The following is a 24,599-nucleotide window of genomic DNA, read 5'->3' on the forward strand; positions in this document are numbered from 1 at the left end:
AGCGGCTGACTCCTCCGGCCGGCCTCCCGGGTCGCCTATGCGGCAGGGGTGTCGCTGACCACGTCCTCGGGGTCCGAGCAGCCCCAGCACGGCTCGGGAGTGACCACCCGACCCATACCCTCACGGCTGAGGGCGGGGTTGGCCGGGGAGGGACCGTGGAGGTGCACGGCCCAGGGGTGCGAGCGGGTCCGGTTGCCGCGCCGCTGCGAGACCTCGATCGCCGACCACACCGCCCACCCGACGGGAACGAGGGCCCAGAAGCTCACCAGCCGGTACAGCAGCGTCGCCGCCACCGCCCGGTCGAGCGGCATGCCGTAGGCCACGAGCAGCGCGGCGAGGCTCCCCTCGACGACGCCGATGCCCCCGGGGGTGATAGGGAAGCTGGCCGCGATCTGGGTGAGCGCGTAGGCCACGAGGACCCCGCGCCAGGGCACACCCCCGCCGAGGGCGAGGATGCAGGCAGAAAGGGCGACGGCGTCCCAGACCCAGTTGGCGGCCGCCAGACTGAAGGCCCCGAGCCACCCCAGCGGCGACGGGCGCACGGTCAGGATCCGCGCCCACAGGCGCCTCAGTGCGTCCTCGGCCGACTTCACCCGGGGGTGGCGGCCTTCGGCCTCCCACAGATGGCGGGCCCTTGACCGAAGCGCCGGCACACGTGCCAGCAGCACGGCCCCGATGGCGACAGCCACCGGGATGGCAGCGAGCACCGCCGCCAGCGGGCGCAGATCGGCGACCGGGCCCTTCGAGCCGGCGACGAACGCTCCGAGCGCCAACAGGACGAACAGGGCAAAGCTGGCGAGGGCGCCGGCGACCAGGATGACCCACCCGGACAGGACCCGGTCGGCGCCCCGCCGTCGGAGCTGACCGAAGGCCCAGGTCGCGGACCAGGCCGCCCCGCCCGGCAGCGTCGTCCCCAGGGCGTTGCCGGCCAGGGTGATCTCGAGCATGGAGCGAAGCCCCATGCGCACCCCTCCGGCCCGCAGGAGCCAGCGCTGGAGGCGGGCGAACACCACCATCGAGGCGACCTCGGCCCCCAGGGCCAGCACCATCCAGCGCCAGTCGAGCCGGGCGAGGAGGTGGGATGCCGAGGTCAGGTCGTGGCGCTTGTTGAGGAGGGCGGCCAGGGCCAGCGCCAACACCGCGACGCCGAAGAGATTTCGCAGCAGATGCCCACGACGATGCGCCGAGCTCGCGGCCGCAGTGACAGCCATGTCACCTTCAACCGACGGCTGCCCGCTCATCTTCCCCCCACCCCCCGTGGACACCGGCGACCGTTACGGGTGGGACGGTGCTGGAGGTGCTCCCTCGAGCTCGAAGGCGAGGGTGTCCTGGTAGCACCAGTACCAGTCCTCGCCGGGCTCGTAGGACCGGATGATCGGGTGGGAGATGGTGTTGAAGTGGGCGGTGGCGTGCTTCCCGGGCGAGTTGTCGCAGCAGCCGACGTGGCCGCAGTGCTGGCAGACGCGGAGGTGCAGCCAGTCCCGCCTGCCCGCGGCCAGGCAGTCCTCACAGCCGGTCGCATTCGGATCGGGGTGCTGGATCTGGTCGAGATGGGCGCAGGTCTGTGGCATACGAGGCGCTCCTGGTACGTGTGGTCTCCGATGGTAGCCGTGGACCCGTTTGCGACCGGTTCCTCGCTGGTCCAGGCTGGCTGGCCTGTGGACTGGCAGGCCTGGGCCCGACGCTTCGAATCGGTCGACGACCTCGACTCGTGGTTGGCCCTCTTCGCCGAAGATCGGGCTTTCCGGGATCCCGTGACGCCCTGGACGTCCGACATCGCCGGCGTCGCCGAGCTGACCCGAAGCATCTTTCCGGACTGGACCCAACGGGTCGACCGCATCCTCGGCGGGGATCGTTGGGCGGTGTTCGAGTGGACCGGCCGCGGCACCTACCGGGGGCCGGGCACCGAGGGCACCGCTGGCGTGCCCGTCGTGATGGAGGGCGCCACGGTCGTCGAGGTCGACGGGTCGGGCAAGGTGACGCGCTGGCGCGACTACCTCGACACCAACGAGTCCATCCAGCAGATCCAGGGCGGCTTGGGAGCTTCTCCGACGTCGCCTTGAGCCGCGTGACGAGAGTGGTCATCGGCGCTCTGCGCCGGCTCCCACCAATTTCCGCTCCACCTCGTCTTGCGGCTCGAGCTCGGGCGCCATCGAGATGCGCGGCAAGCGACGGTCGAGCCAGGACGGGAACCACCAGTTGGCCCGGCCGATCAGGAGCATGATCGCCGGTATGGCCACGCTGCGGATGACCACGGCGTCGACGAGGATGGCGGCGGCCAGGCCCAGGCCGAACTCCTTGATGACCCGTTCGCCCCCGAGGATGAACGATCCGAAGACCAGCACCATGATGGCGGCGGCTGCGGTGATGGTCCTTCCGGTGGCGGCGAGACCGCGGCGCACAGCCTCGCCGTTGTCGGACGTTCGCAGCCACTCCTCGTGGATCCGCGTGACCAGGAAGACCTCGTAGTCGGTCGACAGGCCGAACAGGATCGAGAACAGCATCACCGGCAGGAACGCTTCGACCGGCCCGCTGCGGCTGACTCCGACGATCGAGCCCCCCCAGCCCCACTGGAAGACGGCCGTGACGATGCCGAAGGCGGCGCCCGCCGACAGCAGGTTCATGACGGCCGCGGTGACCGGGATCACCAGACTGCGGAACACCACGACCAGCAGCAGGAAGGACAGCCCCACGATCACGGCGACGAACACGGGGAGCTTGGATCCCAGCACGTGGCTGAAGTCGGAGAAGATGGCGGTGTTGCCTCCGACATACACCACGAGGTGCGATCCTCCGACGGCTGGAGGGATCACCTGGTTGCGAAGGTGGGTGATGAGGTCGGTCGTGGCCGCGTCCTGCGGTGCAGAGCTGGGGTAGGCGTTGACCAGAGCCACCTGGCCGCCGCCGGGCGCGGGCACGAGCCGTGGTGGGCTGACGCGGACCACGCCGGGCTGACCGCCCACTGCGGTCACTACGCGCTGGAGGGCGGCCGACTGGCTCGGGTCGTGCACCACCGTGGTCAGCTGGAGCGGGCCGTTGAAGCCTGGTCCGAAGCCCGTGGCCAGCATGTCATAGGCCTGACGGGTCGTGGTCGTCGTGGGGTCGTTGCCCTGATCGGATGAACCAAGTCGCAGTGAGAAGAACGGCAGGGCGAGGACCACGATCACCGCTGTCGCCAGCACCGCCGGCACGAGCGGGGCCCGCTGGAGGCGGGCGGCCCAGCGGGTCCACGCGCTCCGGTCGCCGTCGTCCACCCGTCGGTCGCTGGTCAGCTCGGCGCGCTGGCGGCGCGACAGCACGCGTGGCCCCATGAACCCGAGCAGCGCGGGCAACAGCGTGAGCGAGGCGGCCATCGTGAAGAGCACCCCGATGGCGGCCGCCACGGCGAGACCGTTGAGGAAGCTGATGCCCAGGGCGAACATGCCCAGCAGGGCGATGCACACGATGATGCCGGCGAACAGGACGGCGCGTCCGGACGTGCGGAGAGCCGTCGTGAGCGACGATTCGACGTCACGTCCGGCCATGAGGCCCTGGCGGTGGCGCGTGACGATGAACAGCGCGTAGTCGACGCCCACCCCGAGGCCTATGAGCAGGACGAGCTGGGACGAGAACTCCGGCATCTTGAGCGCATGGCTCAGCAGCCCGATCAGCGAGATGGCGGTCCCCAGGGACACAAGGGTGGAGACCAAGGGGAGGAGCATGGCGAGGAGCGAGCCGAATACCAGGAAGAGAACGATGGCGGCGGCGAGGATGCCGAAGCCGCTGCCCCCCAGCCCTGGGCGGTTGGCCTTCTCGGCCACCTGACCGGCGACGGCGACCTGGACGTGGCTGGCGTCGGCCGACTTGGCCACGTTGACCAGCGTCGTGGCCTCTTCGTTCGAGACGTTCTGCGACAGCTCGTCGAAGGTGACGGAGGCGAAGGCGACCGTGCGGTTGGCGCTCACTTGGTTCGCCCCGGGAGGGCTGTACGGGGAGACGACGGTCGTCACGTGCGGCAGCGTCGACACCCGGGCCAGCATGGCGTCCACCTTCGACCGCACAGCGGGGTTGTCGACCGTCGACCCGCCCCTGGTGGCGACGACGATCTGCTCGGTGTCGCCCGACTGCTGGGGCGACGCCGCCTTGAGCAGGTCGACGGCCCTGGTCGAGTCGGTGTGGGGAAGCGTGAAAGAGTTCGAGTAGGCGCTGCCCGCGGCGCTCGAGATCCCGAAGAGGGCGACGAGGGCCAGCAGCCAGGCGGCCAGGACGATCCGCCGATGGCGGAAGCACCAGGTGGCGATGGAATGCACGCGTCAGTCTCCTGTTGCGACGATTGCCACGGGGTCAGGCGGCCGCTGCCGGCTCGGGCATGCTCGCCACGGCCAACGGCGACTGGGCCGGGGTGCGGAAGAAGACGAAGGCGACGAGCGCGGCAACCAACGCGACGCCCGACCCCACCAGGAAGGCCGTCTCCAGCCCGCTTGTGAACGAGGCCAACGAGGCGTGGGTGATCGCCTGGGCGACCGCCGGGTTGCTCGCTGTCGTGGGCACGATGCCCTGGGCCACGGCGTGGGACGTCGAGGCCAGCTGGTGGGCCGTGGCGGTCGGCACCCCGGCGGACACCAGCTTGCCGGTGAGCACCGAAGCGACCCGGCTGGCCATGATCGTGCCCAGGATCGAGGTCCCGAGGACCGCCCCGACCTGGAGAGCGGTGGTCTGGACGCCAGAGGCGATGCCGGCCCGGTCTCTCGGAGCACTCCCGACGATGGCCTGGGAGGCCCCGGTCTGGACCATCCCGACGGCGAGGCCCATGAGCAGGAACCAGGGCCAGATGCCCAGATAGGAGGAGGTCGGGCCGAGCTGGGAGAGGCCGGCCAGGCCGCTGGCGATCAGGATGAAGCCGGCGGTGAGGGGAAGACGCGGCCCGATCCGGCCGACGATCGTGCCGCCGACGGGCGCGCTCACGCCGATGACGGCCGTCAGCGCGAGCATCCTCAACCCGGCTCCGACGGGGGAGTAGCCGTGGATCCGCTGCAGGTAGAGAGTGATGTAGAAGAGCACGCCGAACAGACAGAAGGCCACGGCGACGACGAGACCGATGCCGGCGGAGAAGCGGGGCGAGCTGAACAGGCTCAACGGGATGAGCGGTGACGTGGCCACCCGTTGGCGGACGACGAAGCCGGCGAGCAGCACTACCGCCGCCACCAGGAACGGCAGCACCGCCGTGCTCCCCCAGCCGTGCGTCTCGGCCTGGATGAAACCCCAGATCAAGCTGAAGAGCCCTCCGGACAGCAGCAGCACACCGGGGAAGTCGAAACCCCGACCCGAGCTCAGGTCCTTCGAGTCCTTGATCACCCACGAGCCCACGGTCACCGAGAGGGCGGCGACGGGCAGGTTCACGAAGAAGATCGCCTGCCACGAGACGTGCTCGACCAGGAGGCCGCCGATGATCGGGCCCGAGGCGATGGCCACCGAGGAGGCACCGGCCCAGAAACCGACCGCCTGGGCCAGGCGCTCGACGGGGAACGTCGCCCGCAGGATGGCCAGGGTCTGGGGCAGCAGCATGGCCCCGAAGAGGCCCTGGATGACCCGGAAGGCGACGAGCTGGGTGAGCGACCCGGACAGGCCGCAGGCCAGGGAGGCGAGGGCGAAGCCGGTGGTGCCGATCAGGAAGATGCGCTTGCGTCCGAAGCGGTCGCCCAGCTTGCCGCCTGTGATCAGCCCGGTGGCCACGGCGAGGAGGTAGGCGTTGGTCACCCACTGGAGGCCGCCCAGGCTGGCCCCGAAATGACGGCCGATGGTCGGGTTGGCGACGGACACGATCGTGTTGTCGAGGCCGACCATCATGAGGCCGAAGGAGACCGCCACGAGGGTGAGCCACGGATGGCCGTAGCCCCGACGCACCCTCGGGGAGCTCACCGCCCCGCCGTCCAGCACGCCCAGGGGAGCGGGCCCGTTGGTGGTTCGGTCCGTCACGTGTGCACTCCCTGGTTGCCCCTGTCGCTCTGCGCTTGTCGCTACAATCGGAGACGTGGTTCCGTTTCGCAAGATACGGAGGCTTGGTTCCGGTTGTCAAGGGATTTGGGCGTGACAGATGTAACAGCGGGTCGGATGCGCTCCGATGCCCGCCGCAACCGGGAGCGGGTGCTCGAAGCCGCTGAAGCCCTCTTCGGCGAGATCGGGCTCAAGGCGCAGATGGACGACGTCGCCGAGCGGGCCGGTGTCGGGGTGGGCACCGTCTACCGCCATTTCCCGACCAAGCACGCGCTGCTCGAGGCCGTCATCACCCTACGGGGCGAGTCCATGCTGCGCGATATACAGGCGGTCGCCAGCGATCCGGATCCGGGCACCGCGCTGCGCCGGTACGCCTCCGCCATGGCCGATCAGCAGGCCCGCAACCGGGCGCTCGCCGAAGAGATGGCGGCGGAGTTCGACCCGCCGGCGGTGCTCGAGCGGATCAAGGAGTCGCTCCGCCAGACCGTGACCGAGCTCGTCACCCGCGCCCAGGCGGCGGGGGCGATCCGGTCGGACATCGGTCCCTCGGACATGGCCATGCTGATGTCGGGCATTGCCCACGCCGTGGAGCTGGCCGGCGACCTGGGGCCCACCCTCCGCCAGCGCTACCTCACGATCGTGCTGGACGGGCTGTCCCCCGCCCACGCCTCGCCCCTGCCGGGTCGTGCACTCGACTTCGACGAGCTCCACCGGTTGATGCGCAAGCACCGCCCTTGCGAGCGCGACTGAGTCGTAGCCTCTGCGCTGTGTGTGGCGCGAGCTCGTGTCCGAGCGGAAGGTGAGGTCTGATGACTGCGACTGAGGTGCTGCGCAGGATCGACGAGTCGATCTCCGGCGGTCGATCGTTCGGCCCGGCGTTCGAGCGGGACGGCTGTCTGATCATCCCGGTTGCGCTCGTGTTCGGCGGAGGGGGTGGCGGCACCGACGAGACCGAGCCCGGAACGTCAGCTGCGGGCGATCAGCCCACCAAGCGCGGGCCCTTTCGCCGAACCAACAACGGCGGCGGCTTCGGGCTCGTGTCGTGGCCGATCGGCGTGTACGTGGTCAAGGACGGCGAGGCCCGCTGGCGACCGCTGGTGAGCTTCAGCGACGTGGGCTTCCTCGTCCTGATGCTGGCTCGCGTGTTCGCTCGCAGGCGCCGTCACCGCCACGGTCAAGGCTGACCGCCCCGAGCCGTAGGCTGCGGCGATGGCCAAGCCGACCCGCGCCGCCCGGGCCACCGCGGCTACGACGGTCCAGGCATTGCGCAGGGCTATGTCCCGCAGGGCGGCCGAACTGATCCGGAGCGACCCGGACACGGCGGCCACGGCGCTCGAGGTGGGTCTCGTCGACCGTCAGTGGCTGGACGACCCGGCGGCCCACCCCATCAGCTCGGGCACGCCGACCGGCGTCCTGGAGCGATTCCTGGAGCGCTCGGTGGAGCAGCGGCCGTCGCGATTGGCGGCGCTGGGCCTCAGCGCCGTGCAGCTCCTCTCCTCGACGGAGGGCAAGGAGGACGGCGCGAGCCAGTCCGTGACCATCGTCTTCACCGACCTCGAGGGTTTCACCTCCTACACCGACGAGCATGGCGACACCGCCGCCTCGACCCTGGTCCAGGATCATCGTCGCGTCGTCGGACCGATCGTCCGCAGCTGGCACGGCCGGGTGGTCAAGCAGCTCGGCGACGGGTTCCTGCTGTCCTTCGCCGAGCCCAAGCCCGGCGTGCTCGCAGCCCTCGAGCTGCTGGGCACCTGCACGACCCCCCTGCGACTCCGGGCCGGTGTGCACGTCGGAGAGGCGGTGGTGAGCCGCGCCGATCTCGTCGGCCACGCCGTGAACGTGGCCGCGCGGGTCACCGAGGTCGCCAGAGGCGGTCAGGCGCTGGCGACCACCGACGTGCGCGACACCGTGAAGGGGGTGCCCGGAGTCCACTTCGGAAGGGCTCGCACCCACAAGCTGAAGGGGGTGTCGGACCGCATCGGGCTCTGCGAGATCTCGCTGGCGGGGGCCTGACGCCGACCGGACGCGCTGGACCGGGCGTCGCGAGCGTGCGAACATACGTTCGTGACCTGGGAGCTCAATACCGAGCAGCGTGAGGCCGTACAGCACGACGACCGGCCGCTCCTCGTGCTGGCCGGCGCGGGAACGGGCAAGACGGCGACGCTGGCTGCCCGCCTGGCCCATCTGCTGGAGCGGGGAGCCGAGCCCGAGCGGGTCTGCCTGCTCACCTTCTCCCGACGAGCGGCGGCGGAGATGCGCACCCGGGCCGGATACATGGTCGACCCGGCGCTCGCCGCAAGAGTTGTGGGCGGCACCTTCCACTCCGTCGCCCAACGGCTCCTCCGCCATCACGGGCGGCTGATCGGGCTGGACCCGAGCTTCAGCGTGCTCGACGGCGCCGACAGCATCGAGCTGATCGGCCTCGTGAGGAGCGAGTCGGACGCGTGCGGGCGGGACGGCGCCCGCTTTCCCCGCAAGGAGACGCTGGCCGCCATCCTGAGCCGCGTGGCCAACGCCCAGGTGCGCCTGTCGGAGGTCGTGTCGAGATCCTTTCCGTGGTGCAGCCGGGACCTCGATGCCATGCGGGCCGTCTTCGCCGCCTACACCACCCGCAAGCGGGCCCAGCAGCTGTGCGACTTCGACGACCTGCTTCTGCTGGTCCGGGCTCTCGGAGGTTCGGAGGTCGGTCGCGGCGTGCTGTCCGGACTCTTCGACCATGTGTTGGTCGACGAGTACCAGGACGTCAACGCGCTGCAGGCGGATCTGGTCGAGCTGCTCCGACCTCGAGGCTGCGGGATGACCGCGGTGGGCGACGACGCCCAGGCCATCTATGGCTTTCGGGCCGCCTCGACCGCGGCCATCCTCGACCTTCCCCGCCGGTACGCCGACGCCGCGGTCGTGAGGCTCGAGCACAACTACCGCTCCACCACACCGATCCTGGCCGTGGCGAACCAGGTGATGGCCGACGAGCCGGGCGGGTCCGTCAAGGCCCTGTGGTCCGAGCGGCCCGGCCGGCGGCGACCCCTGCTGCGGACATGCGCCGACGAGGCGACCCAGGCCGATGCGGTGTGTACCTCCGTGCTGTCGCACCGCGAGGATGGGGTCGCGCTGCGGTCGCAGGTAGTGCTGTTCCGAGCGGGTCACCACTCCACGACGCTCGAAGTGGCCCTCGGCCGGCGTCGGATCCCTTACGTCAAGTACGGGGGGTTGCGGTTCGTCGAGGCTGCGCACGTGAAGGACCTGCTGGCCCTGCTCCGGCTGCTCGACAACCCATGGGACGAGATGGCCTGGTTCCGCGTCCTGCGACTGCTCGAAGGAGTCGGTCCGGCCACTGCGGGACGGGTGCTCGGGCAGTTGGGGGTGCGCCGGTCGGAGGCGCCCGCCGACCCGGCCGCGACGTCACCGCTCACGCGGCTGCTGGCCGGCGCGCCGACCGTTCCGGGGCCGGCCCGCGAGGACCTGGCCGGGCTGCGGGTCGCGCTCGCCGAGTGCAGCGGCGCCGCCCCGGCGGTGGACGCGGCGCCGCCGGTAGGGGCGCAGATCGACCGGCTCCGACAGTGGCTTGCGCCGGTGGTCCTGCGCCGTTACGACGCTCCCGCCGCCCGCTGCGGGGACCTCGAGCGGCTGGCCGAGCAGGCCGCGGCGGCATCGAGCCGCGGCGCGTTCGTCTCCGAGCTGACCCTGGACCCGCCCGTCGTCACGGGGGACCTGGCCGGCCCGCCATCACTCGACGACGACTGGCTCGTGCTGTCCACCGTGCACTCGGCCAAGGGTGGCGAGTGGGACGTCGTGCACGTGATCCACGCTGCCGACGGCATGTTCCCATCGGACCTCGCGACCGGTGACGAGGACGCCCTGGCCGAGGAACGACGGCTGTTCTACGTCGCCGTCACCCGGGCGCGCAACGCGCTGGAGGTGAACGTGCCCCTTCGGTTCCACCGCCATCGTCACCGGCTCGACGACCGCCACGACTTCGCGCCCGTGAGCCGCTTCCTCAGCCCCGCCGTACAGGCGCTGATGGACGCCGATGCTGCCGTGCCACCGTCGGGCGACGTGCCCGCGAGCGACGTCGTCTCGAGTCCCGCTGCCGGCGTGGCGGCCGTCGACCGGCTGCTCGCCGAGCTGTGGTCGTGAGCGGTGATCCTGCCGGTTGTCGACGGCTGGCGAGAGGAGTAGCATACCAAACGTATGTTCGAGACACAGCGACAGGAGGCCACCATGGCGAAGGTGAAGCCGATCCCTGACGGGTACCCGCAGGTCATGCCCTACCTGAGCGTCGACGGGGCGTCGGCCGCGATCGACTTCTACGGCAAGGTGCTGGGCACCACCGAGCGCATGCGGATGCCCGGCCCGGACGGCAGGATCGGGCACGCCGAGCTGCAGCTCGGCGATGCGGTCATCATGCTCGCCGACGAGTTCCCGGACATGGGGGCCAGCAGCCCGAAGACCCTCGGCGGCAGCCCGGTGACGATCACCATCTACGTCGAGGACGTCGACAGCGTCTTCGACAGGGCGATCAAGGCGGGCGCCACGAGCCTGCGCCCCGTGGAGAACCAGTTCTACGGTGACCGTACCGGCCAGTTCGAGGATCCCTTCGGGCACCGGTGGAACGTCGGCACCCACGTCGAGGACGTGCCGCCCGACGAGATGGCCAAGCGCGCCGCCGAGATGATGGGCGACGGCTGAGCGCCTGCGCGAGCGCTAGCGGACGAGGCGGAAGAAGGCGCGCACCTCGTTCACGAATGCGTCCGGCTGCTCGAAGGCGGCGAAGTGGCCGCCTCGGTCGAGCTCGTTCCAGTACCGGAGATCGGAGAAGCGTTGTTCGGCCCAGCGGCGTGACGTGCGGATGATCTCTTTCGGGAAGACGGAGCATCCCGCGGGCGCGCCGACGGGCTCCCTGTTGAACTGACGAAAGCTCTCCCAGTAGAGGCGGGCCGACGACGCGCCCGCGGCCGGAAGCCAGTAGAGCATGACGTTGTCGAGCAGCTCGTCCCTGGTCAGCAGGTTCAGCGGATCGCCGTCACAGTCGGTCCACGACCAGAACTTCTCGACGATCCAGGCGCACTGCCCGACGGGCGAGTCGACGAGCCCGTAGCCGAGCGTCTGTGGCCTGGTGGACTGTTGCTTCGAATAGCCGCTGTCCCACTTGTCGTAGCGAGTCAAGGCGGCGAGCGCAGCCTGCTCGGCCTCGCTCAGCTCGCCCATCGTGGCAGGGTCGGGCACGGCCACCGGCATGTTGAGGTGGATGCCGGCCAGATGGTCGACGTCCTGCTGGCCGATGCTGGTGGTCACGGTGGCTCCCCAGTCGCCGCCTTGGGCGCCGTAGCGGTGGTAACCGAGCCGGTCCATCAGCTCGGCCCAGGCTCGGGCGATGTGGTCCACATCCCACCCGTGACGGAGGGGCTTGTCGCTGAAGCCGTAGCCCGGCAGTGACGGGCACACCACATGGAACGCGTCGGCCGGATCACCACCGTGGGCGGCGGGGTCGGCGAGCGGGCCGATCACCTTGAGGAACTCCACGATCGACCCGGGCCAGCCGTGGGTGATGATCAGCGGCAGGGCCTTCTCCTGGGGCGAACGTACGTGGATGAAGTGGATCCCGAGCCCGTCGATGGTGGTGCGGTACTGCGGAAGGGCATTCAGGCGGGCTTCCGATCGCCGCCAGTCGTACTCGTCGGTCCAGTAGCGACACAGCTCCTGCAAGTAGGTGAGGGGAATGCCCTGCGACCAGTCGTCGACCGTCTCCGGCTCGGGCCACCGCGTCCGCCGCAGCCGGTCTCGCAGGTCTGCCAGCGCCTCGTCGGGTACCTCGATCCGGAACGGCGTGATCGGGGTGCTCACGGGGAACGCAGGACGGCCTGGGACTGGGTCACGCGGGCGACCCGCTTGCCGTCGGCATCCGTGACGTCGGTCTCGACGACGATCACGGTGCGGCCGGCGTGCAACGGGTGGGACGCGGCCTCGATGTGTCCGCCGCGCACGGCTCGCAGGAAGTTCGTCGTCGATTGGATAGTGGTCGTGCCGCTGGCGCCCTCGGGCAGGTTGAGGAACGCGCAGGCCCCGCCCGTGCTGTCGGCGAGGGCCATGATCACGCCGCCGTGGAGGACGCCTCCGCTCGTGCACAGCGACTCCGACCAGCCCAGTCGGGCCCGGACCTCGCTCGGGGTGTTGACAACGGTCTCGATCCCCAGCGTGCTGGCGAACGGCATGATCCGTTGGAGGGAATCGATCGGAAGCTCATCGGCACTGGTCATGCCGCTGACCACCGTTGCGGGCGCGATCGGATGACACGTGTTCTAGCCGGCCCGCCTTCTCCGGTTCAACCCGGCGAGTGCTCGGTCCGCAAGCGGGCGAGCGCGGTCGGGTCACCCTCGATCGTGACCTGCCGCCCCCGCTGACTGGTGGGGTCGAGGAACCCCATCACCACGCCCAGGATCGCATCGGGCGGTCCGTGGAGGACGACATCAGCGTCGTCCGTCGGTCCGGTGCGGGCGTGAACTCGGCCGTCGCTGGTCTCGATCACGAGCGGTTCGTCACCGGTGTCGAGCAGGATGACGACATCGGACGCCTTCGTCTCGCGTCGGTTGAGCATGGCCTCGATGGGCTCGACGAGCCAGCGGGTGCGGAACTCGTCCGCGCCGGCCGGCTCGGTCATGAACGGCGCTCCCCACCGCAGGAGCTGGTGGATCACGGGGCGCAGCTGCTCGCCCCGCTCCGTGAGCCGGTAGACGGTGGTGGCGACCGGCGGCGACGGTTCCTCCCGCCGGACGATGCCCGCCGCCTCGAGGTGGCGGAGGCGCTCGGCCAGCAGGTTGGTGGCGATACCAGGAAGCCCGTCCCTGAGGTCGGTGTAGCGGCACGGCCGGAGGAGGAGCTCGCGGACGATCAGCAGCGTCCAGCGGTCCCCGATCACGTCCAGTGCTCGGGCCAGGGCGCAGAACTGTTGGTACGACCGCACGCCTGTCACTGTATCGCGCCTGCAGTTGACTTTCAGCAGTTAGTTGTTTACTTTTTTGTCTCATGACCCGTCGAGGCGTTGTGCTCCTGGCTCTCCTGCTGGCCACCTTCATCATCAACCTGGACACGACCATCGTGAACGTGGCCCTGCCCAGCCTGGTGCGCCAGCTCGGGGCCTCGACCACCGATCTGCAGTGGGTGGTCGACGCCTACAACCTCGTCTTCGCTGCCCTGGTGCTCGCCGCCGGGAGCCTGAGCGACCGCTTGGGGCGCAAGGGGATGCTCCTGGCCGGCCTGGGATTGTTCGGCTTGGCCAGCCTGGCCGGCGCCTTCGGGAGTTCGACCACCGAGCTCATCGCCGCCCGGGCGGTGATGGGTCTCGGCGCCGCCCTCATCTTCCCGGCGACACTCTCGCTGATCTCGAACGTCTTCACCGAGCGGCGCGAGCGGGCCAAGGCGATAGGCCTGTGGGGAGCGACCGTCGGCGTCGGCATCGCCATGGGCCCGATCGTCGGCGGCTGGCTCCTCGAGCAGTTCTGGTGGGGGAGCGTGTTCCTCTTCCTCGTCCCGGTCACGGCGGTCGTCGCTGCCCTGGTCGCGGCGTCCGTGCCACCGTCGCGCGATCCGAGCACGCCGCCGGTGGACATCCGAGGGCTCGTCCTCTCCGCCGTCGGGATGGGCGTCCTCGTGTTCTCGGTGATCGAGGCGCCCAACTGGGGATGGGGCTCGGCGCGCACCATCGCCGGCTTCCTCGTCGGCGTGCTCCTGCTGGCCGCCTTCGCGGCCACGGAGGGGCGGATCCTCCACCCGATGCTGGACGTCCGGCTCTTTCGCAATCTCCGGTTCACCGCGGCCAGCGGCTCCGTGGCCATCGCCTTCTTCGCACTCCAGGGATTCATCTTCCTCGTCACGCAGTACTTCCAGTTCGTGAAGGACTTCAGCCCCTTCGGCACGGGCGTCCGCTTGCTACCGGTGGCGCTGTCGGTCGGCGCGTCCTCGGTGGTGGGAACGAAGCTCGCCGTACGGGTGGGCAACAAGGCCATCGTCACGATCGGCATGCTGCTGTTCGGTGGTGCCCTGCTGTGGATCTCGACTGCGTCACAGACCACCGGTTACGGCGTGATCGCCGTGCAGATGCTCGTCCTCGGCACGGGGATGGGACTGACCAGCGCCCCGGCGACCGAGGCCATCATGGGCGCTGTCTCCAAGGAGAAGGCCGGGGTCGGTTCGGCCGTCAACGACGCCACCCGTCTGCTCGGAGCGACCTTGGGGGTTGCGGTGATCGGCAGCGTCGCCGCCTCGCTCTACACCTCCCGCCTGACGTCCAGCCTGCCGCGGGGGCTGCCGGCCCAGGCGGTATCTGCGGCCCAGGGATCGATCGGTGGGGCCGTCGAGGCGGCCCACCGGGTCGGCCAGGCCGGCCTCACCGGGGCGGCGCACCAGCTCAACGACGCCGGGGTGCTCGCCTTCCTGCACAGCTTCAGCGGCGGCGCACTGGTCGCCTCTGGTGTCGCCTTCGTCGGCGCCATCGTGGCGGCGACGTGGCTGCCGTCCCGGCCTCGCGCCGACATCGAGGAGGGGACGCCGCTGTCCGATGTGGAGCGCCACCTCGAGGCTGCGACAACCGGTTCTCGAGAGATCGTCGGTCAGCGTCGCCCGGCTTCGTAGCGGACAGCCCGCCGGGAGAGAAACTGTGAGTAGACGCCCACGCGGGCCTCAGGTGATGCCCAGGTAGGTCCTTGATGGTGTCGCGATGTCCACAGCTCAGGATGTGCAAGAGGAGTCCGCGGCGCGAGACAGGACCACGACACTCGAGATCGCCGTCCCGGTCCACAACGAGGAGCGGGATCTCGAACGCAGCGTTCGGGGCCTGCGCGACTACCTCGACACACGCTTTCCCGTCACGACTGTTGTCACCATTGCCGACAACGCCAGCACGGACGCCACCTGGTCCATCGCCCAGCGGCTTGCCGACGAGCTCGAGGGCGTGCGAGCCATCCGTCTGGATCGCAAGGGGCGGGGCCGAGCGCTTCGAGCCGTGTGGGGCGCCAGCCCGGCGCGCGTGGTGGCCTACATGGACGTGGATCTCGCCACGGATCTGGACGCGCTGCTTCCGCTGGTCGCCCCGCTCATCTCCGGACACTCGGACATGGCCATCGGGACGCGCCTGGCACCGGGGGCGCGCGTGGTCAGAGGGCCCAAGCGGGAGATCATCTCCCGCGGCTACAACCTGATCGTCAGGACGGCGTTGCGGAGCCATTTCAGCGACGCCCAGTGTGGTTTCAAGGCAGCGCGGACGGACGCGGCCAGAGCGCTGCTGCCGCTGGTCGAGGACGACGAGTGGTTCTTCGACACCGAGCTCCTCGTCCTGGCCGAGCGCAACGGCCTCCGCATCCACGAGGTCGCTGTCGACTGGGTCGACCGCACCGAGTCGCGCGTCGACATCGCCCAGACGGCAGCCGCCGACCTCAGGGGCATCGGGCGCCTCGTCCGCGGCTTCGCCTCGGGGAGAGGGGTCGCCGGGAGCAGTGTCGCCGGACTTCGGCGCTCCTACCCGGGCGACGAGGTGGCGAGCTTCGCCCGCATCGGCGCCCTCAGCACCGTCGCCTGGTTGCTGCTGTGGCTGGCGCTGCGGCCCGCGCTCGGCGCCTTCGCTGCCAACGCCTTGGCCCTCGTCGTCTGCTCGGTGCCGAACACCGCCGCCAACTGGCGGCTCACGTTCGCGGGACGCGCTCCCTTCAGTCGCCAGGACCAGATCGTCGGCGGGCTGGCCGTTCTGGCCGCCAGCCTCGCGGCGACCACCTTCGCGCTGGCCGTGGCCCTCGGCGCCGGGGCCACGTCGGCCGCCGCCGAGGGCGTGGCCCTGCTGCTCGCCAACGGACTCGTCGCCTTCATCCGGTTCGTGCTCTTGCGGGCGTGGGTCTTCGGCGGTCGCGCCGGACCGGGAGGCCAGCCGGGCCACGAACCCTCGCCTGCGGGGAGCGGAAGCGCCGGGAGCGCCGGGTCATGAGCACGCCGACCGTCATCGTCAGCCAGCCCGACCACGCGCCGTACGCGGACTCGTCGTCGCCGACGCCGCCCGAACGCCAGGCCTGGTGGAGACGCCCGGGGCGGCCGGCCTGGGCCCTCCCCGCCCTGGGTGCCATCCTCCTCGTGGCCGCCGGGCTGTACACGTGGGACCTGTCGAGCAATGGCATGGGCAACACGTTCTACGCCGCTGCCGTCAAGTCCGGCACGGAAAGCTGGAAGGCCTTCCTCTTCGGGTCGATCGACCCGGGATCGTTCATCACGGTGGACAAGCCGCCGGCGTCGCTCTGGGTCATGGAGCTGTCCGGACGCATCTTCGGGTTCAGCTCGTGGAGCATGCTCCTACCCGAGGCGCTTGCCGGGATCGGCTCGGTGTACCTGCTGCACCGGACGGTGCGGAAGTGGGCGGGGGAGCTGGCAGCCGTCCTGGCCGCCCTGGCCCTGGCCCTGACCCCGGTGGCGACCCTGATGTTCCGCGTCAACGACCCTGACGCGTTCCTCACCTTCCTGCTGGTCGCGTCGGCGGCCGCCCTGTGGGCTGCGCTCGAGTCGGGCAGGACCCGGTGGCTCGTGCTCTGCGGATCGTTGATCGGCTTGGCCTTCATCACCAAGATGCTCGAGGCCTTCATCGTCCTGCCTGCCTTCGGGTTGGTGTACCTGATCTGCGCCGACACCCCGCTCAAGCGTCGGGTCGTGCAGCTTCTCTGGGCGGGTCTCGCCCTCGTGGTGTCGTCGGGCTGGTGGGTGGCCGTCGTCCAGCTCTGGCCCGCCGGGTCGCGGCCCTATGTGGGGGGAAGCACCGACAACTCCGAGCTGAACCTCATCTTCGGCTACAACGGCTTCTCCCGGGTCTTCGGCTCCGGGGGCTCGGGGCCCGGAGGCGGAGGGGGCGGTGGCGGCAGCTTCGGTGGCTCGCCGGGCTGGCTGCGCATGTTCAACGACATCGTGGGCGGCCAGATCTCCTGGCTCATCCCCTTCGCCCTCGCCGGTCTGGTGGCGGGACTGTGGCTCACCAGGCGCGCCCGCCGCACGGACCTGGCCCGCGCCGGCTGGATTCTCTTCGGGGGCTGGACGGTGGTCGAGATGGCCGTCTTCTCCGAGGCCAAGGGGATCTGGCACCCCTACTACACCGTCGCACTGGCACCGCCCATCGCTGCCGCCGCCGGCGCCGGCGCGCTCGCCATGTGGCGGGCCGGGCGTCAGACACGCTGGCTGGCGTGGGTCCTGCCCGTGGCCGTGATCGCCACCGCGGCATGGGCCGCCGTCCTGTTGGGGCGGACGCCCGGTTACGACACGTGGCTTCCTCCCCTTCTGCTCGTCGGCGGCATCGGCTCGGCGGTCGTGCTCGGGATCGCCGCGCTTGGTCACACACGCCGTCGGCTGGTCGTCGCCGGCGCCGGCGTCGTCGCCACCGCCAGCCTCCTGGCCGGCCCGGCCGCCTACTCGCTCACCACTGTCGGTAACCCGCCGACGGGAGCGCTCGCCTCGGCGGGCCCCGCTGTGGTCGCCGGTGGCCCGGGCGGCGGTCCTGGCGCGGGCGTCCCGCCCGGCGCCGGCGGGTTCCCCGGCCCTCGCGGCGGTGGCTTCGCTGGGCCGCCCGGCGGCAGCGGCTTCACTGGTGGCACCCGACCGCAATTGCCGGGGGCGTCTGGTGCGGCTGGTGCGGCCGGGCCCGGAGCCGGCTCAGCCGGGCGGACGGGTGCCGGCATCGGTCGGGGCACGGTCAGCACCGCGCTGATCTCGTACCTCCGATCCCACCAGGGCTCGGCCAAGTACCTCGTCGCCGTCAGCGGGTCGCAGGCGTCAGCCCCGATCATCCTGGCCACGGGCCAACCCGTCATCACCATGGGCGGCTTCAACGGCTCCGATCCGGCTCCGACGCTGGCCCAGCTACAGGCCCTGGTGTCGTCGGGCCAGGTGCACTACATCCTGCTCGGGGGCGGGGGCCCGGGGGCCGGCGGCGGCGCGCCCGGCGGCAACCAGGCAGGCAACGCCAACCGTTCCGCCATCGACCAGTGGGTGACATCCCACGGCACGGTTGTCCCCTCCTCCGACTACGGCGGGAGCAGCAGCGGGACCTTGTACCACGTCGGATGACCGCGAGATCCTCAGCATCCTTGCGGTCGGTGGACCCTCCGTCCTTGGTTCTCTCGCAACCGATCACCGTGCGGAGCTCCTCCTCGACCTGTCGCGTTCCTGCACGGTCGGGCTCGCCCGCCTCCGGGTCGTCACCGAGGTTTCGCCGGCGCGTGGGCCGTCGGCCATCTCCTGGTCGATCTGGCGCCACCTCGACCTCTTATGGTCGACATCGGCCTCAGGCCGAGCGAGACGAGGGAGAGGAACGCTCAACGTGCGAGTGCTGGTGACCAACGACGACGGCATCAACGCTCGCGGCCTGGAGGAGCTCGCCACGGCCCTCGACGAGCATGGCCACGATGTGGTGGTGGCAGCCCCCATGCACGACTGCAGCGGCTACGGCGCGGCGATCGGCCCGATCCATCTGACGGGTCGGGTGTCGTGCAAAGAGGTGATCGTGGGCGATCTCGCCCACGTGCCCGCCTACGCAATCGACGGCCCGCCGGCGCTGGCCGTGCTCGCCGCGTGCCAGGGAGGCTTCGGGATCCCGCCCACACTGGTTGTCTCGGGGATCAATGCCGGCGCCAACACCGGGGCGGCCATCCTGCACTCGGGCACGGTCGGGGCTGCGCTCACGGCTGCCAACCAGGGCTTCCCGGCCGTCGCCCTGAGCCTCGCCCACGGGCCCGACCCCTCGTGGCGCACGGCGGCGGCCGTGTCAGCGTCGATCGTCGAGTGGCTGGGCGCGGTGGGGGCCATTGATCGGCCCATCGTGCTCAACGTGAACGTGCCGAACCTCGCCCTGCGCTGGCTGCGCGGCGTACGGATCGGCACAGTCGCCAGCGGCGGGATCACCCAGGCTGGCTTCGTTCCTGCCGCAGGCGGACACCTGCAGATCGAGATGACATCGCCGGGGATGCCGCCGTTGCCCGGCACTGACAGCGCTCTGGTGTCGGCCGGCTACGTGGCCGTCACCGAGCTCCAAGGCATCCGCGGTCACCACGACACGATGCTCGGTCCCCTGCCGGCCCAGATCGAGGACACCATCCAGCAGACCTTCCAAAGCGTCTTGTCCTAGGGGTCGCGTCGTCGCTCCGGTTCCCCGCGACCGCGGGGCCTAACCTACGACCAGGATGTCACGGGTCGAGCGGCTCGCCAGGGCGGTGGACGGCTTCCAGCAGCGGCACCGGCCGATCGCTTTCCTCTACGGGGTGGTCAAGAAGTTCGGCGACGACAAGGCGTCGTCGCTCGCCGCCCTCCTGGTGTACTACGCCCTTCTCTCGCTCTTCCCGCTGCTCCTGATCCTCGTGACCGTGCTCGGCCTGGTGGCGGGGAGCGACCCGAGCGTCGAAGCGCACATCCTCAACTCGGCGTTGAAGCAATTCCCGGTGATCGGCGACCAGCTCCGCTCGAACGTCCACGCCTTGGAGCGAAACTCGGCGCCCGGCCTCGCCGTCGGGTTGCTCTGGCTCGTGTGGAGCTCGGTCGGCGTGAGTCAGAGCGGCCAGTACGCCATGGCCGAGGTCTGGAACATCCGGGGCGTGCGCCGACCGGGCTTCTGGGCCCGTCTGGTTCGCAGCGGGCTGTTCATCGTGCTGCTGGCTGGCTTCCTGGTCGTCAGCACCGGGCTCGCATGGCTGGCGAGCTACCCCAGTCACGGGCTCAGCCTCGTGTGGCGCGTGGGCGGCGGTGTCGTCGCGGGCGTCGTCAACTCGGCAACCTACCTGGCGGCCTTCCGGGTCCTCACCCCGGGCGGGGTCAGGCTCCGGCAGCTCGTACCGGGATCGGTCATCGGCGGGGTGGCCTGGACGGTGCTCCAGACCGTGGGCGGCTACCTCGTCGGTCGCTACATCCGGGACGCGACGCCGGTCTACGGGTTCTTCGCTGTCATCCTGGGGCTGATCTTCTGGATCTACCTCGGCGCCCAGGTCACTCTCTACTGCGCCGAGCTCAACGTCGTGCTCGCTCGGCGCTGGTGGCCGCGGGGCCTGGTGCAGCCGCCGTTGACCGTCGCCGACAAGGAGGTGCTGGTCGCCCTGGCCAAGGAAGAGGAGCGCTTCGCGGACCAGGACGTCCAGGTCCGGTTCGCCGAGCCATCCCGCCGTCCCACCAGAGGCGATGAGTGAGCGCCGACAGAGACTCGCCTGAGCTCAGGCGGAGCGCCTGCCGGTGGAGGAGATGTCGGTGAGGAGGCGACGCACCGACTCGGAGATCTCGTCGACGGCGCCCTCGAACGCGTCCTTGTTTGCTTGCGAGGGCTGGCGGTAACCGGAGACCTTGCGAACGAACTGGAGCGCAGCCGCCCTGACCTCCTCGTCGCTCGCGTCCGTGGGGCCTCTCAGCGTGACGATGCTTCGGCACATGCGGAGAGCCTTGCACAGAACCTGACTCTTCAAACGCCGCGCCGCACTCCTGTGGGCAAGACTCGGGGGATGGCCTTCGAGGACGTGGTCGAGGAGCTGTACGGCCTCGACGCCGCCGAGTTCGTCGCCACCCGGGACGGACGGGCTCGGGAGGCCCGCGGCGCCGGTGACCGGGCTGTCGCCGACCAGGTCAAGGGGTTGAAGCGACCCTCGGCGGCCGCGTGGGTGGTCAACATCCTCGTCCGCCAGCGCCCCCGCGAGATCGAGCGGCTGTTGGGCTTCGGTCTGTCCTTCCGCGAGGCGCAGGCGAACCTGGCCGGCGACGAGCTGCGCCGGCTCGGCCGTCAGCGTCACCAGGTACTCGGCGCCCTCGGTCAGGAGGCGCGCCGTCTCGCCGAGGAGCGGGGCCAGTCGGTGAGCCAGGCCGTCCAGCGAGAGGTGGAGAGCACGCTCGACGCCGCCCTGACCGACGAGGGCGCCGCGGATGCCGTTCGCTCGGGCCGGCTGCTGCGCTCGCTCAGCCACGCCGGCATGGGCCCGGTCGATCTGAGCGGCGCCATGGCGGCGCCGGAGATCGGCGTCCGCCCGTCGCCGGCGATCGTCGGGTCGGGGCCAGGGCCCGCCGAGGCCGAGCACCGTCCGACTGCCGAGGACGAGAAGATCACCGCGGCGCGCGAGGCCCTGGAGGACGCCGATGCCGATGTCGAGCGGGCGGATCACAGTCTCTCGGTGGCCGAACGGGCCGCCGAGGAGGCCCAAGGTCGACAGGCCGACGCCGAGCGGCGGGTCCGAGCATTGGAGGAGGATCTTGCCAGTGCCCACGATCAGCTGAGCACGGCGACGGCCCAGGCCGCGCAGACCCAGACGGACCGCAAGGCTGCTCGCAAGGCCACCGAAGATGCCCGGCGTCAGGCCAACCGGGCGCGGGCCCGCCTCGGACGCCTCGAGCAGACCGGTCTGCGCGTCGTCCGCGACCCGGACGACCCCTAGACGCGACGAGAACGACCGGCGCCGCGCCCTGCAACCGTTCTGGCGGCAACGTCGCCCGCCGCCGCGCGCTACGACCCTGCGGCCCCGGCGGCCCGCTCAGAGCGGGACGTTGCCGTGCTTGCGGGTCGGCGGCTCCTCGACCTTGGTCGCCAGCAGCTCGAGGGCGCCGGTGAGCACGGCCCGGGTGTCGGTGGGGTCGATGACGTCGTCGACATAGCCGCGCTCGGCCGCCAGATAGGGATTGAGGTGGCGGTCGCGGTACTCCGCCACGAGAGCCGCCCGGCGCCCGGCGGGATCGGGCCCCTGGGCCAGCTCCCGGCGGTAGAGAAAGTCGACGGCCCCCTGCGGGTCCATCACGGCCAGCTCGGCCGAGGGCCAGGCGTAGGCGAGATCAGCGCCGAGCGCCTTCGAGCCCATGACCACGCCGGCGCCGCCGTACGCCTTGCGGGTGATCATCTGGACGCACGGGACGCTCGCCTCGCAGTAGGCGTACAGGAGCTTGGCCGCGTGGCGAATGATGCCTCCGTGCTCCTGGTCGCTCCCCGGCATGAAGCCGGGCACGTCGACGAAGGTGACGACGGGGATGTTGAAGCTGTCGCAGGTGCGCACGAAGCGGGCGCCCTTCTCGGCCCCGTCGATGTCGAGGATGCCCGCCAGCACCTGGGGCTGGTTGGCGACCACGCCCACGACCCGGCCGCCGATGCGAGCGAACGCGCACACGAGGTTGGTCGCCCAGTCCTGGTGGCATTCGAGGAGCTCGCCGTCGTCGACCACCGCCGCCAGGACCTGCCTCATGTCGTAGGGATGGTCCGACCGAGACGGCATCAGCGCCGAGAGCTGTGGCGTCTTGCGCCGAGGGTCGTCTCCGCTGTCGACGATGGGCGCAAGCTCCCGGCTGTTGGCCGGGAGGTACCCGAGCAGGCCGCGGACGCCGTCGAGGCAGGCCTTCTCGTCGGCGGAGACGAACGTCGCCACCCCCGACTTGGTGCTGTGAGTGGTGGCGCCGCCGAGCTCCTCCAGCGTCAGGTCCTCACCCGTCACCGTCTTCACCACGTCGGGACCGGTGATGAACATGTGGGCGGTCTCACGGACCATGAAGACGAAATCCGTCATCGCCGGTGAGTACACGGCGCCGCCCGCGCACGGCCCCATGATGACGCTGATCTGCGGGATCCCCCCCGACGCCGCCACATTGCGCCGGAAGATCTTGGCGTAGCCGTCGAGTGACACCACGCCCTCCTGGATGCGGGCCCCGCCGCCGTCGTTGATCCCGATCAGCGGCACTCTGGTCGAGGCGGCCAGGTCCATCAGGGCGTGGATCTTCTCGGCCGTGACCTCACCGAGGGTGCCGCCGAAGAGCGTGAAGTCCTGCGAGAACACACACACCCTGCGGCCGTCGATGGCGCCGAAGCCGGTCACGACCCCGTCGGTGTAGGGCCGGTCGCCCTCCATCCCCGGATCCTCGCTCCGGTGCCGGGCCAGCATGCCCAGCTCGTGGAAGGACCCCGTGTCGAGCAGATAGTCGAGCCGTTCCCGAGCCGTCATCTTGCCCTTCGCCCGCTGACGCTCGACCGCCTTCTCCGAGCCGGCGTGCAGCGCCTCCTGCCGGCGCCGAACGAGCTCGTCGAGCCGCCCGGCCATGGCCGGCTCAGACATCGGCGCTCTCGTGCTCGGGCGGCGCGTCGGCCAGGTACTCCTGGCCCGACAGCTTGGCGATGGCGTGCATCAGCCGGTCGGTGGCGGCCCGGAGCTCGGCCTTGCGCCGGCGGGACCGTGACGGTGGCGGCAGGCGATGGGGGGCGCCGAAGCGCACGGTCACCGGTTTGAACAGGTGGGGAAGCGGTTCGTCGGGGGCCTGGACGGCCTCGGTGCCGATGAGGCCGACGGGCACGATGGGCGCGCCGGAGGCGAGGGCCAGGCGCGCCGCGCCGGTGTTCCCAGGGTGCAGGTCTCCGTCGCGGGACCGCGTTCCTTCGGGGTAGATGCCGATGACGCCGTGACCGGACAGGATCCGGCCGGCGCTGACGATGGCCTCGCGGGCGCCGCGGGCGCTGCCCCGGCGGAGAGGGATCTGGCCCGTCGCCCGGAAGATCCACGCCGTTCGCCAGCTGTCCCAGTACTCGGCCTTGGCGATGAACGTGATCGGTCGAGGGGTCACCAGGTCCAGGAAGATGGAGTCCATGAACGACCGGTGGTTGGCGGCCAGCACCATCGGCCCGCGCTCGGGCACGTGACCCAGCCCCTTCACGTCGACCCGGTAGCAGCGGCGGAGCGCCGCGCTGACCAGCGGCTTGGTCAGCCGGTACACGACGTAGGTGTCCGGCGGGCGCGGCCCGTCGACCATGGGCAGGCCCTCGTCCGCTCTGGACGTCGCTGACGACGCAGACGGTGCCGTCGGTGCGGACGGTGCGGACGGTGCGGACTGCGCCACGACCCTCACGCCCCCACGGCGTGGAAGCCGCCGTCCACGTGGACGATCTCCCCCGTGGTGGCCGGGAACCAGTCGGACAGCAACGCCACGCACGCCCGGCTCACAGGAAGAGCGTCCTCTGGCCGCCAGGTCAGCGGCGACCGGGACGACCAGGCGTCCGCCAGCTCGGCGAAGCCGGGTACGCCCCGTGCGGCCACCGTGCGCACTGGTCCCGCGGCAACCAGGTTGACCCGGATCCGATAGCGCCCGAGGTCGCGGGCCAGGTACCTCGTGGTGGACTCGAGGGCGGCCTTGGCCACGCCCATCCAGTCGTACGACGGCCACGCCTGGCGGGCGTCGAAGTCCAGCCCGACGATGGCCCCGCCCGTCTCCTTCATGAGCGGCAGGGTGGCCTCGGCCAGTGATTTCAGCGAGTAGGCGGAGACGTGCAGCGCCGTTCCCACGTCGTCCCACCCCGCGGCCAGGAAGTCCCCGCTCAGACAGACCGGAGGGGCGTACCCGACGGCGTGCAGGACGCCGTCGACGCGACCCCACCGGCGCTCGAGACCCGCGGTCAGCTCGGCCAGGTGATCGGGTCTCGTGACGTCGAGCTCCATGACATCGGCCGGCCGCGGCAGGCGCTGGGCGACCCGCTGCGTCAGGCTCAGGGCCCGGCCGAACGAGGTGAGCACCACGTCCGCCCCCTGTTCCTGCGCCACGCGGGCGACCGAGGTGGCGATCGACGCCTCGCTGAGCACCCCGGTGACGAGGACCTTCTTGTCGGCAAGCAGCATCGCTGTCCC

At 70.7% G+C, this 24,599-nt stretch carries 23 protein-coding genes; 12 read left to right on the top strand and 11 right to left on the bottom strand.

What is annotated here, in order from left to right; translation table 11 throughout:
* Positions 1-35 precede the first annotated feature (35 nt).
* Positions 36-1,211, bottom strand: a complete 1,176-nt coding sequence (locus VGF64_18215; GenBank protein ID HEY1636695.1) for a lysylphosphatidylglycerol synthase transmembrane domain-containing protein — start codon at positions 1,209-1,211, stop codon at positions 36-38.
* 63 nt (positions 1,212-1,274) lie between these two features.
* Positions 1,275-1,571 carry a UBP-type zinc finger domain-containing protein gene (locus VGF64_18220; protein HEY1636696.1) on the bottom strand — a complete coding sequence of 99 codons (297 nt, stop codon included), beginning with the start codon at positions 1,569-1,571 and terminating at the stop codon, positions 1,275-1,277.
* Positions 1,572-1,610: 39 nt separating this feature from the next.
* Here VGF64_18220 and VGF64_18225 point away from each other — a divergent pair, with 39 nt between their 5' ends.
* Positions 1,611-2,063, top strand: coding sequence for a nuclear transport factor 2 family protein (locus VGF64_18225; GenBank protein ID HEY1636697.1), 453 nt, complete (start codon positions 1,611-1,613; stop codon positions 2,061-2,063).
* Positions 2,064-2,081: 18 nt separating this feature from the next.
* On the opposite strand, the gene VGF64_18230 is transcribed toward VGF64_18225, so the two are convergent.
* Complete coding sequence (locus VGF64_18230) at positions 2,082-4,289, bottom strand: MMPL family transporter (GenBank protein ID HEY1636698.1); 2,208 nt, start codon at positions 4,287-4,289, stop codon at positions 2,082-2,084.
* A gap of 34 nt (positions 4,290-4,323) precedes the next feature.
* Positions 4,324-5,955, bottom strand: a complete 1,632-nt coding sequence (locus VGF64_18235) for an MFS transporter (GenBank protein HEY1636699.1) — start codon at positions 5,953-5,955, stop codon at positions 4,324-4,326.
* Between the two features lie 111 nt (positions 5,956-6,066).
* Here VGF64_18235 and VGF64_18240 point away from each other — a divergent pair, with 111 nt between their 5' ends.
* The 5 genes from VGF64_18240 to VGF64_18260 are packed head-to-tail and all read left to right on the top strand — an operon-like array spanning position 6,067 to position 10,659.
* A complete protein-coding gene (locus VGF64_18240) occupies positions 6,067-6,723 on the top strand; it encodes a helix-turn-helix domain-containing protein (protein HEY1636700.1) in 657 nt (218 codons plus the stop codon).
* A gap of 59 nt (positions 6,724-6,782) precedes the next feature.
* Entirely contained in the window at positions 6,783-7,157 is a 375-nt protein-coding gene (locus VGF64_18245; protein ID HEY1636701.1) for a hypothetical protein, read from the top strand.
* 25 nt (positions 7,158-7,182) lie between these two features.
* On the top strand, positions 7,183-7,986 hold the full coding sequence (locus VGF64_18250; GenBank protein HEY1636702.1) for an adenylate/guanylate cyclase domain-containing protein: 804 nt from the start codon (positions 7,183-7,185) through the stop codon (positions 7,984-7,986).
* A 51-nt stretch (positions 7,987-8,037) separates the two neighbouring features.
* A complete protein-coding gene (locus VGF64_18255) occupies positions 8,038-10,107 on the top strand; it encodes an ATP-dependent helicase (GenBank protein HEY1636703.1) in 2,070 nt (689 codons plus the stop codon).
* Between the two features lie 54 nt (positions 10,108-10,161).
* Positions 10,162-10,659 carry a VOC family protein gene (locus tag VGF64_18260; GenBank protein HEY1636704.1) on the top strand — a complete coding sequence of 166 codons (498 nt, stop codon included), beginning with the start codon at positions 10,162-10,164 and terminating at the stop codon, positions 10,657-10,659.
* A 15-nt stretch (positions 10,660-10,674) separates the two neighbouring features.
* Here VGF64_18260 and VGF64_18265 read toward each other — a convergent pair whose 3' ends face one another.
* The 3 genes from VGF64_18265 to VGF64_18275 all read right to left on the bottom strand — a co-directional run bounded on the left by VGF64_18265 (position 10,675) and on the right by VGF64_18275 (position 12,931).
* Complete coding sequence (locus VGF64_18265) at positions 10,675-11,814, bottom strand: alpha/beta fold hydrolase (protein ID HEY1636705.1); 1,140 nt, start codon at positions 11,812-11,814, stop codon at positions 10,675-10,677.
* The gene (locus VGF64_18270; protein HEY1636706.1) at positions 11,811-12,227 is read right to left on the bottom strand and encodes a PaaI family thioesterase; all 417 of its coding nucleotides are present in this window, start codon (positions 12,225-12,227) and stop codon (positions 11,811-11,813) included. The genes VGF64_18265 and VGF64_18270 overlap by 4 nt, the downstream gene beginning before the upstream one ends.
* A 65-nt stretch (positions 12,228-12,292) precedes the next feature.
* The gene (locus VGF64_18275) at positions 12,293-12,931 is read right to left on the bottom strand and encodes a winged helix-turn-helix transcriptional regulator (protein ID HEY1636707.1); all 639 of its coding nucleotides are present in this window, start codon (positions 12,929-12,931) and stop codon (positions 12,293-12,295) included.
* A gap of 62 nt (positions 12,932-12,993) precedes the next feature.
* On the opposite strand from VGF64_18275, the gene VGF64_18280 reads away from it, so the two are divergent.
* The 5 genes from VGF64_18280 (at position 12,994) to VGF64_18300 (ending at position 20,159) form a co-directional block, all read left to right on the top strand.
* Positions 12,994-14,598: a DHA2 family efflux MFS transporter permease subunit gene (locus VGF64_18280; GenBank protein ID HEY1636708.1), complete on the top strand. Its 1,605-nt coding sequence runs from the start codon at positions 12,994-12,996 to the stop codon at positions 14,596-14,598.
* Between the two features lie 85 nt (positions 14,599-14,683).
* Positions 14,684-15,940, top strand: coding sequence for a glycosyltransferase (locus VGF64_18285; GenBank protein HEY1636709.1), 1,257 nt, complete (start codon positions 14,684-14,686; stop codon positions 15,938-15,940).
* Positions 15,937-18,054 carry a glycosyltransferase family 39 protein gene (locus VGF64_18290; protein HEY1636710.1) on the top strand — a complete coding sequence of 706 codons (2,118 nt, stop codon included), beginning with the start codon at positions 15,937-15,939 and terminating at the stop codon, positions 18,052-18,054. Before VGF64_18285 ends, VGF64_18290 begins: the two co-directional genes overlap by 4 nt.
* A gap of 253 nt (positions 18,055-18,307) precedes the next feature.
* Complete coding sequence (locus VGF64_18295; protein HEY1636711.1) at positions 18,308-19,111, top strand: 5'/3'-nucleotidase SurE; 804 nt, start codon at positions 18,308-18,310, stop codon at positions 19,109-19,111.
* Positions 19,112-19,166: 55 nt separating this feature from the next.
* Positions 19,167-20,159, top strand: a complete 993-nt coding sequence (locus VGF64_18300; protein HEY1636712.1) for a YhjD/YihY/BrkB family envelope integrity protein — start codon at positions 19,167-19,169, stop codon at positions 20,157-20,159.
* Positions 20,160-20,183: 24 nt separating this feature from the next.
* Here the strand turns inward: VGF64_18300 and VGF64_18305 are convergent, their stop codons facing one another.
* Positions 20,184-20,396, bottom strand: a complete 213-nt coding sequence (locus VGF64_18305) for a DUF2277 domain-containing protein (protein HEY1636713.1) — start codon at positions 20,394-20,396, stop codon at positions 20,184-20,186.
* Between the two features lie 69 nt (positions 20,397-20,465).
* Between VGF64_18305 and VGF64_18310 the strand changes: the two genes are divergently transcribed.
* Positions 20,466-21,386 carry a hypothetical protein gene (locus VGF64_18310; GenBank protein ID HEY1636714.1) on the top strand — a complete coding sequence of 307 codons (921 nt, stop codon included), beginning with the start codon at positions 20,466-20,468 and terminating at the stop codon, positions 21,384-21,386.
* 96 nt (positions 21,387-21,482) lie between these two features.
* On the opposite strand, the gene VGF64_18315 is transcribed toward VGF64_18310, so the two are convergent.
* From VGF64_18315 to fabI, 3 genes are all read right to left on the bottom strand, one after another.
* A complete protein-coding gene (locus tag VGF64_18315; protein HEY1636715.1) occupies positions 21,483-23,042 on the bottom strand; it encodes an acyl-CoA carboxylase subunit beta in 1,560 nt (519 codons plus the stop codon).
* Positions 23,035-23,730: a lysophospholipid acyltransferase family protein gene (locus VGF64_18320; protein HEY1636716.1), complete on the bottom strand. Its 696-nt coding sequence runs from the start codon at positions 23,728-23,730 to the stop codon at positions 23,035-23,037. Before VGF64_18320 ends, VGF64_18315 begins: the two co-directional genes overlap by 8 nt.
* Before the next feature lie 92 nt (positions 23,731-23,822).
* A complete protein-coding gene (gene fabI / locus VGF64_18325) occupies positions 23,823-24,590 on the bottom strand; it encodes an enoyl-ACP reductase FabI (protein ID HEY1636717.1) in 768 nt (255 codons plus the stop codon).
* Positions 24,591-24,599: the final 9 nt, after the last annotated feature.

The sequence above is a fragment of the Acidimicrobiales bacterium genome (assembly GCA_036491125.1).
GTDB lineage: Bacteria > Actinomycetota > Acidimicrobiia > Acidimicrobiales > AC-9 > AC-9.

Bases quoted from the DNA above. Each gene is read 5' to 3' on its own strand.
- VGF64_18215 (HEY1636695.1), bottom strand. From the start codon at position 1,211: ATGGCTGTCACTGCGGCCGCGAGCTCGGCGCATCGTCGTGGGCATCTG.
- VGF64_18220 (HEY1636696.1), bottom strand. From the start codon at position 1,571: ATGCCACAGACCTGCGCCCATCTCGACCAGATCCAGCACCCCGATCCG.
- VGF64_18245 (HEY1636701.1), top strand. From the start codon at position 6,783: ATGACTGCGACTGAGGTGCTGCGCAGGATCGACGAGTCGATCTCCGGC.
- VGF64_18250 (HEY1636702.1), top strand. From the start codon at position 7,183: ATGGCCAAGCCGACCCGCGCCGCCCGGGCCACCGCGGCTACGACGGTC.
- VGF64_18260 (HEY1636704.1), top strand. From the start codon at position 10,162: ATGTTCGAGACACAGCGACAGGAGGCCACCATGGCGAAGGTGAAGCCG.
- VGF64_18270 (HEY1636706.1), bottom strand. From the start codon at position 12,227: ATGACCAGTGCCGATGAGCTTCCGATCGATTCCCTCCAACGGATCATG.
- VGF64_18280 (HEY1636708.1), top strand. From the start codon at position 12,994: ATGACCCGTCGAGGCGTTGTGCTCCTGGCTCTCCTGCTGGCCACCTTC.
- VGF64_18285 (HEY1636709.1), top strand. From the start codon at position 14,684: ATGTCCACAGCTCAGGATGTGCAAGAGGAGTCCGCGGCGCGAGACAGG.
- VGF64_18290 (HEY1636710.1), top strand. From the start codon at position 15,937: ATGAGCACGCCGACCGTCATCGTCAGCCAGCCCGACCACGCGCCGTAC.
- VGF64_18300 (HEY1636712.1), top strand. From the start codon at position 19,167: ATGTCACGGGTCGAGCGGCTCGCCAGGGCGGTGGACGGCTTCCAGCAG.
- VGF64_18305 (HEY1636713.1), bottom strand. From the start codon at position 20,396: ATGTGCCGAAGCATCGTCACGCTGAGAGGCCCCACGGACGCGAGCGAC.
- VGF64_18310 (HEY1636714.1), top strand. From the start codon at position 20,466: ATGGCCTTCGAGGACGTGGTCGAGGAGCTGTACGGCCTCGACGCCGCC.
- VGF64_18315 (HEY1636715.1), bottom strand. From the start codon at position 23,042: ATGTCTGAGCCGGCCATGGCCGGGCGGCTCGACGAGCTCGTTCGGCGC.
- VGF64_18320 (HEY1636716.1), bottom strand. From the start codon at position 23,730: ATGGTCGACGGGCCGCGCCCGCCGGACACCTACGTCGTGTACCGGCTG.
- fabI (HEY1636717.1), bottom strand. From the start codon at position 24,590: ATGCTGCTTGCCGACAAGAAGGTCCTCGTCACCGGGGTGCTCAGCGAG.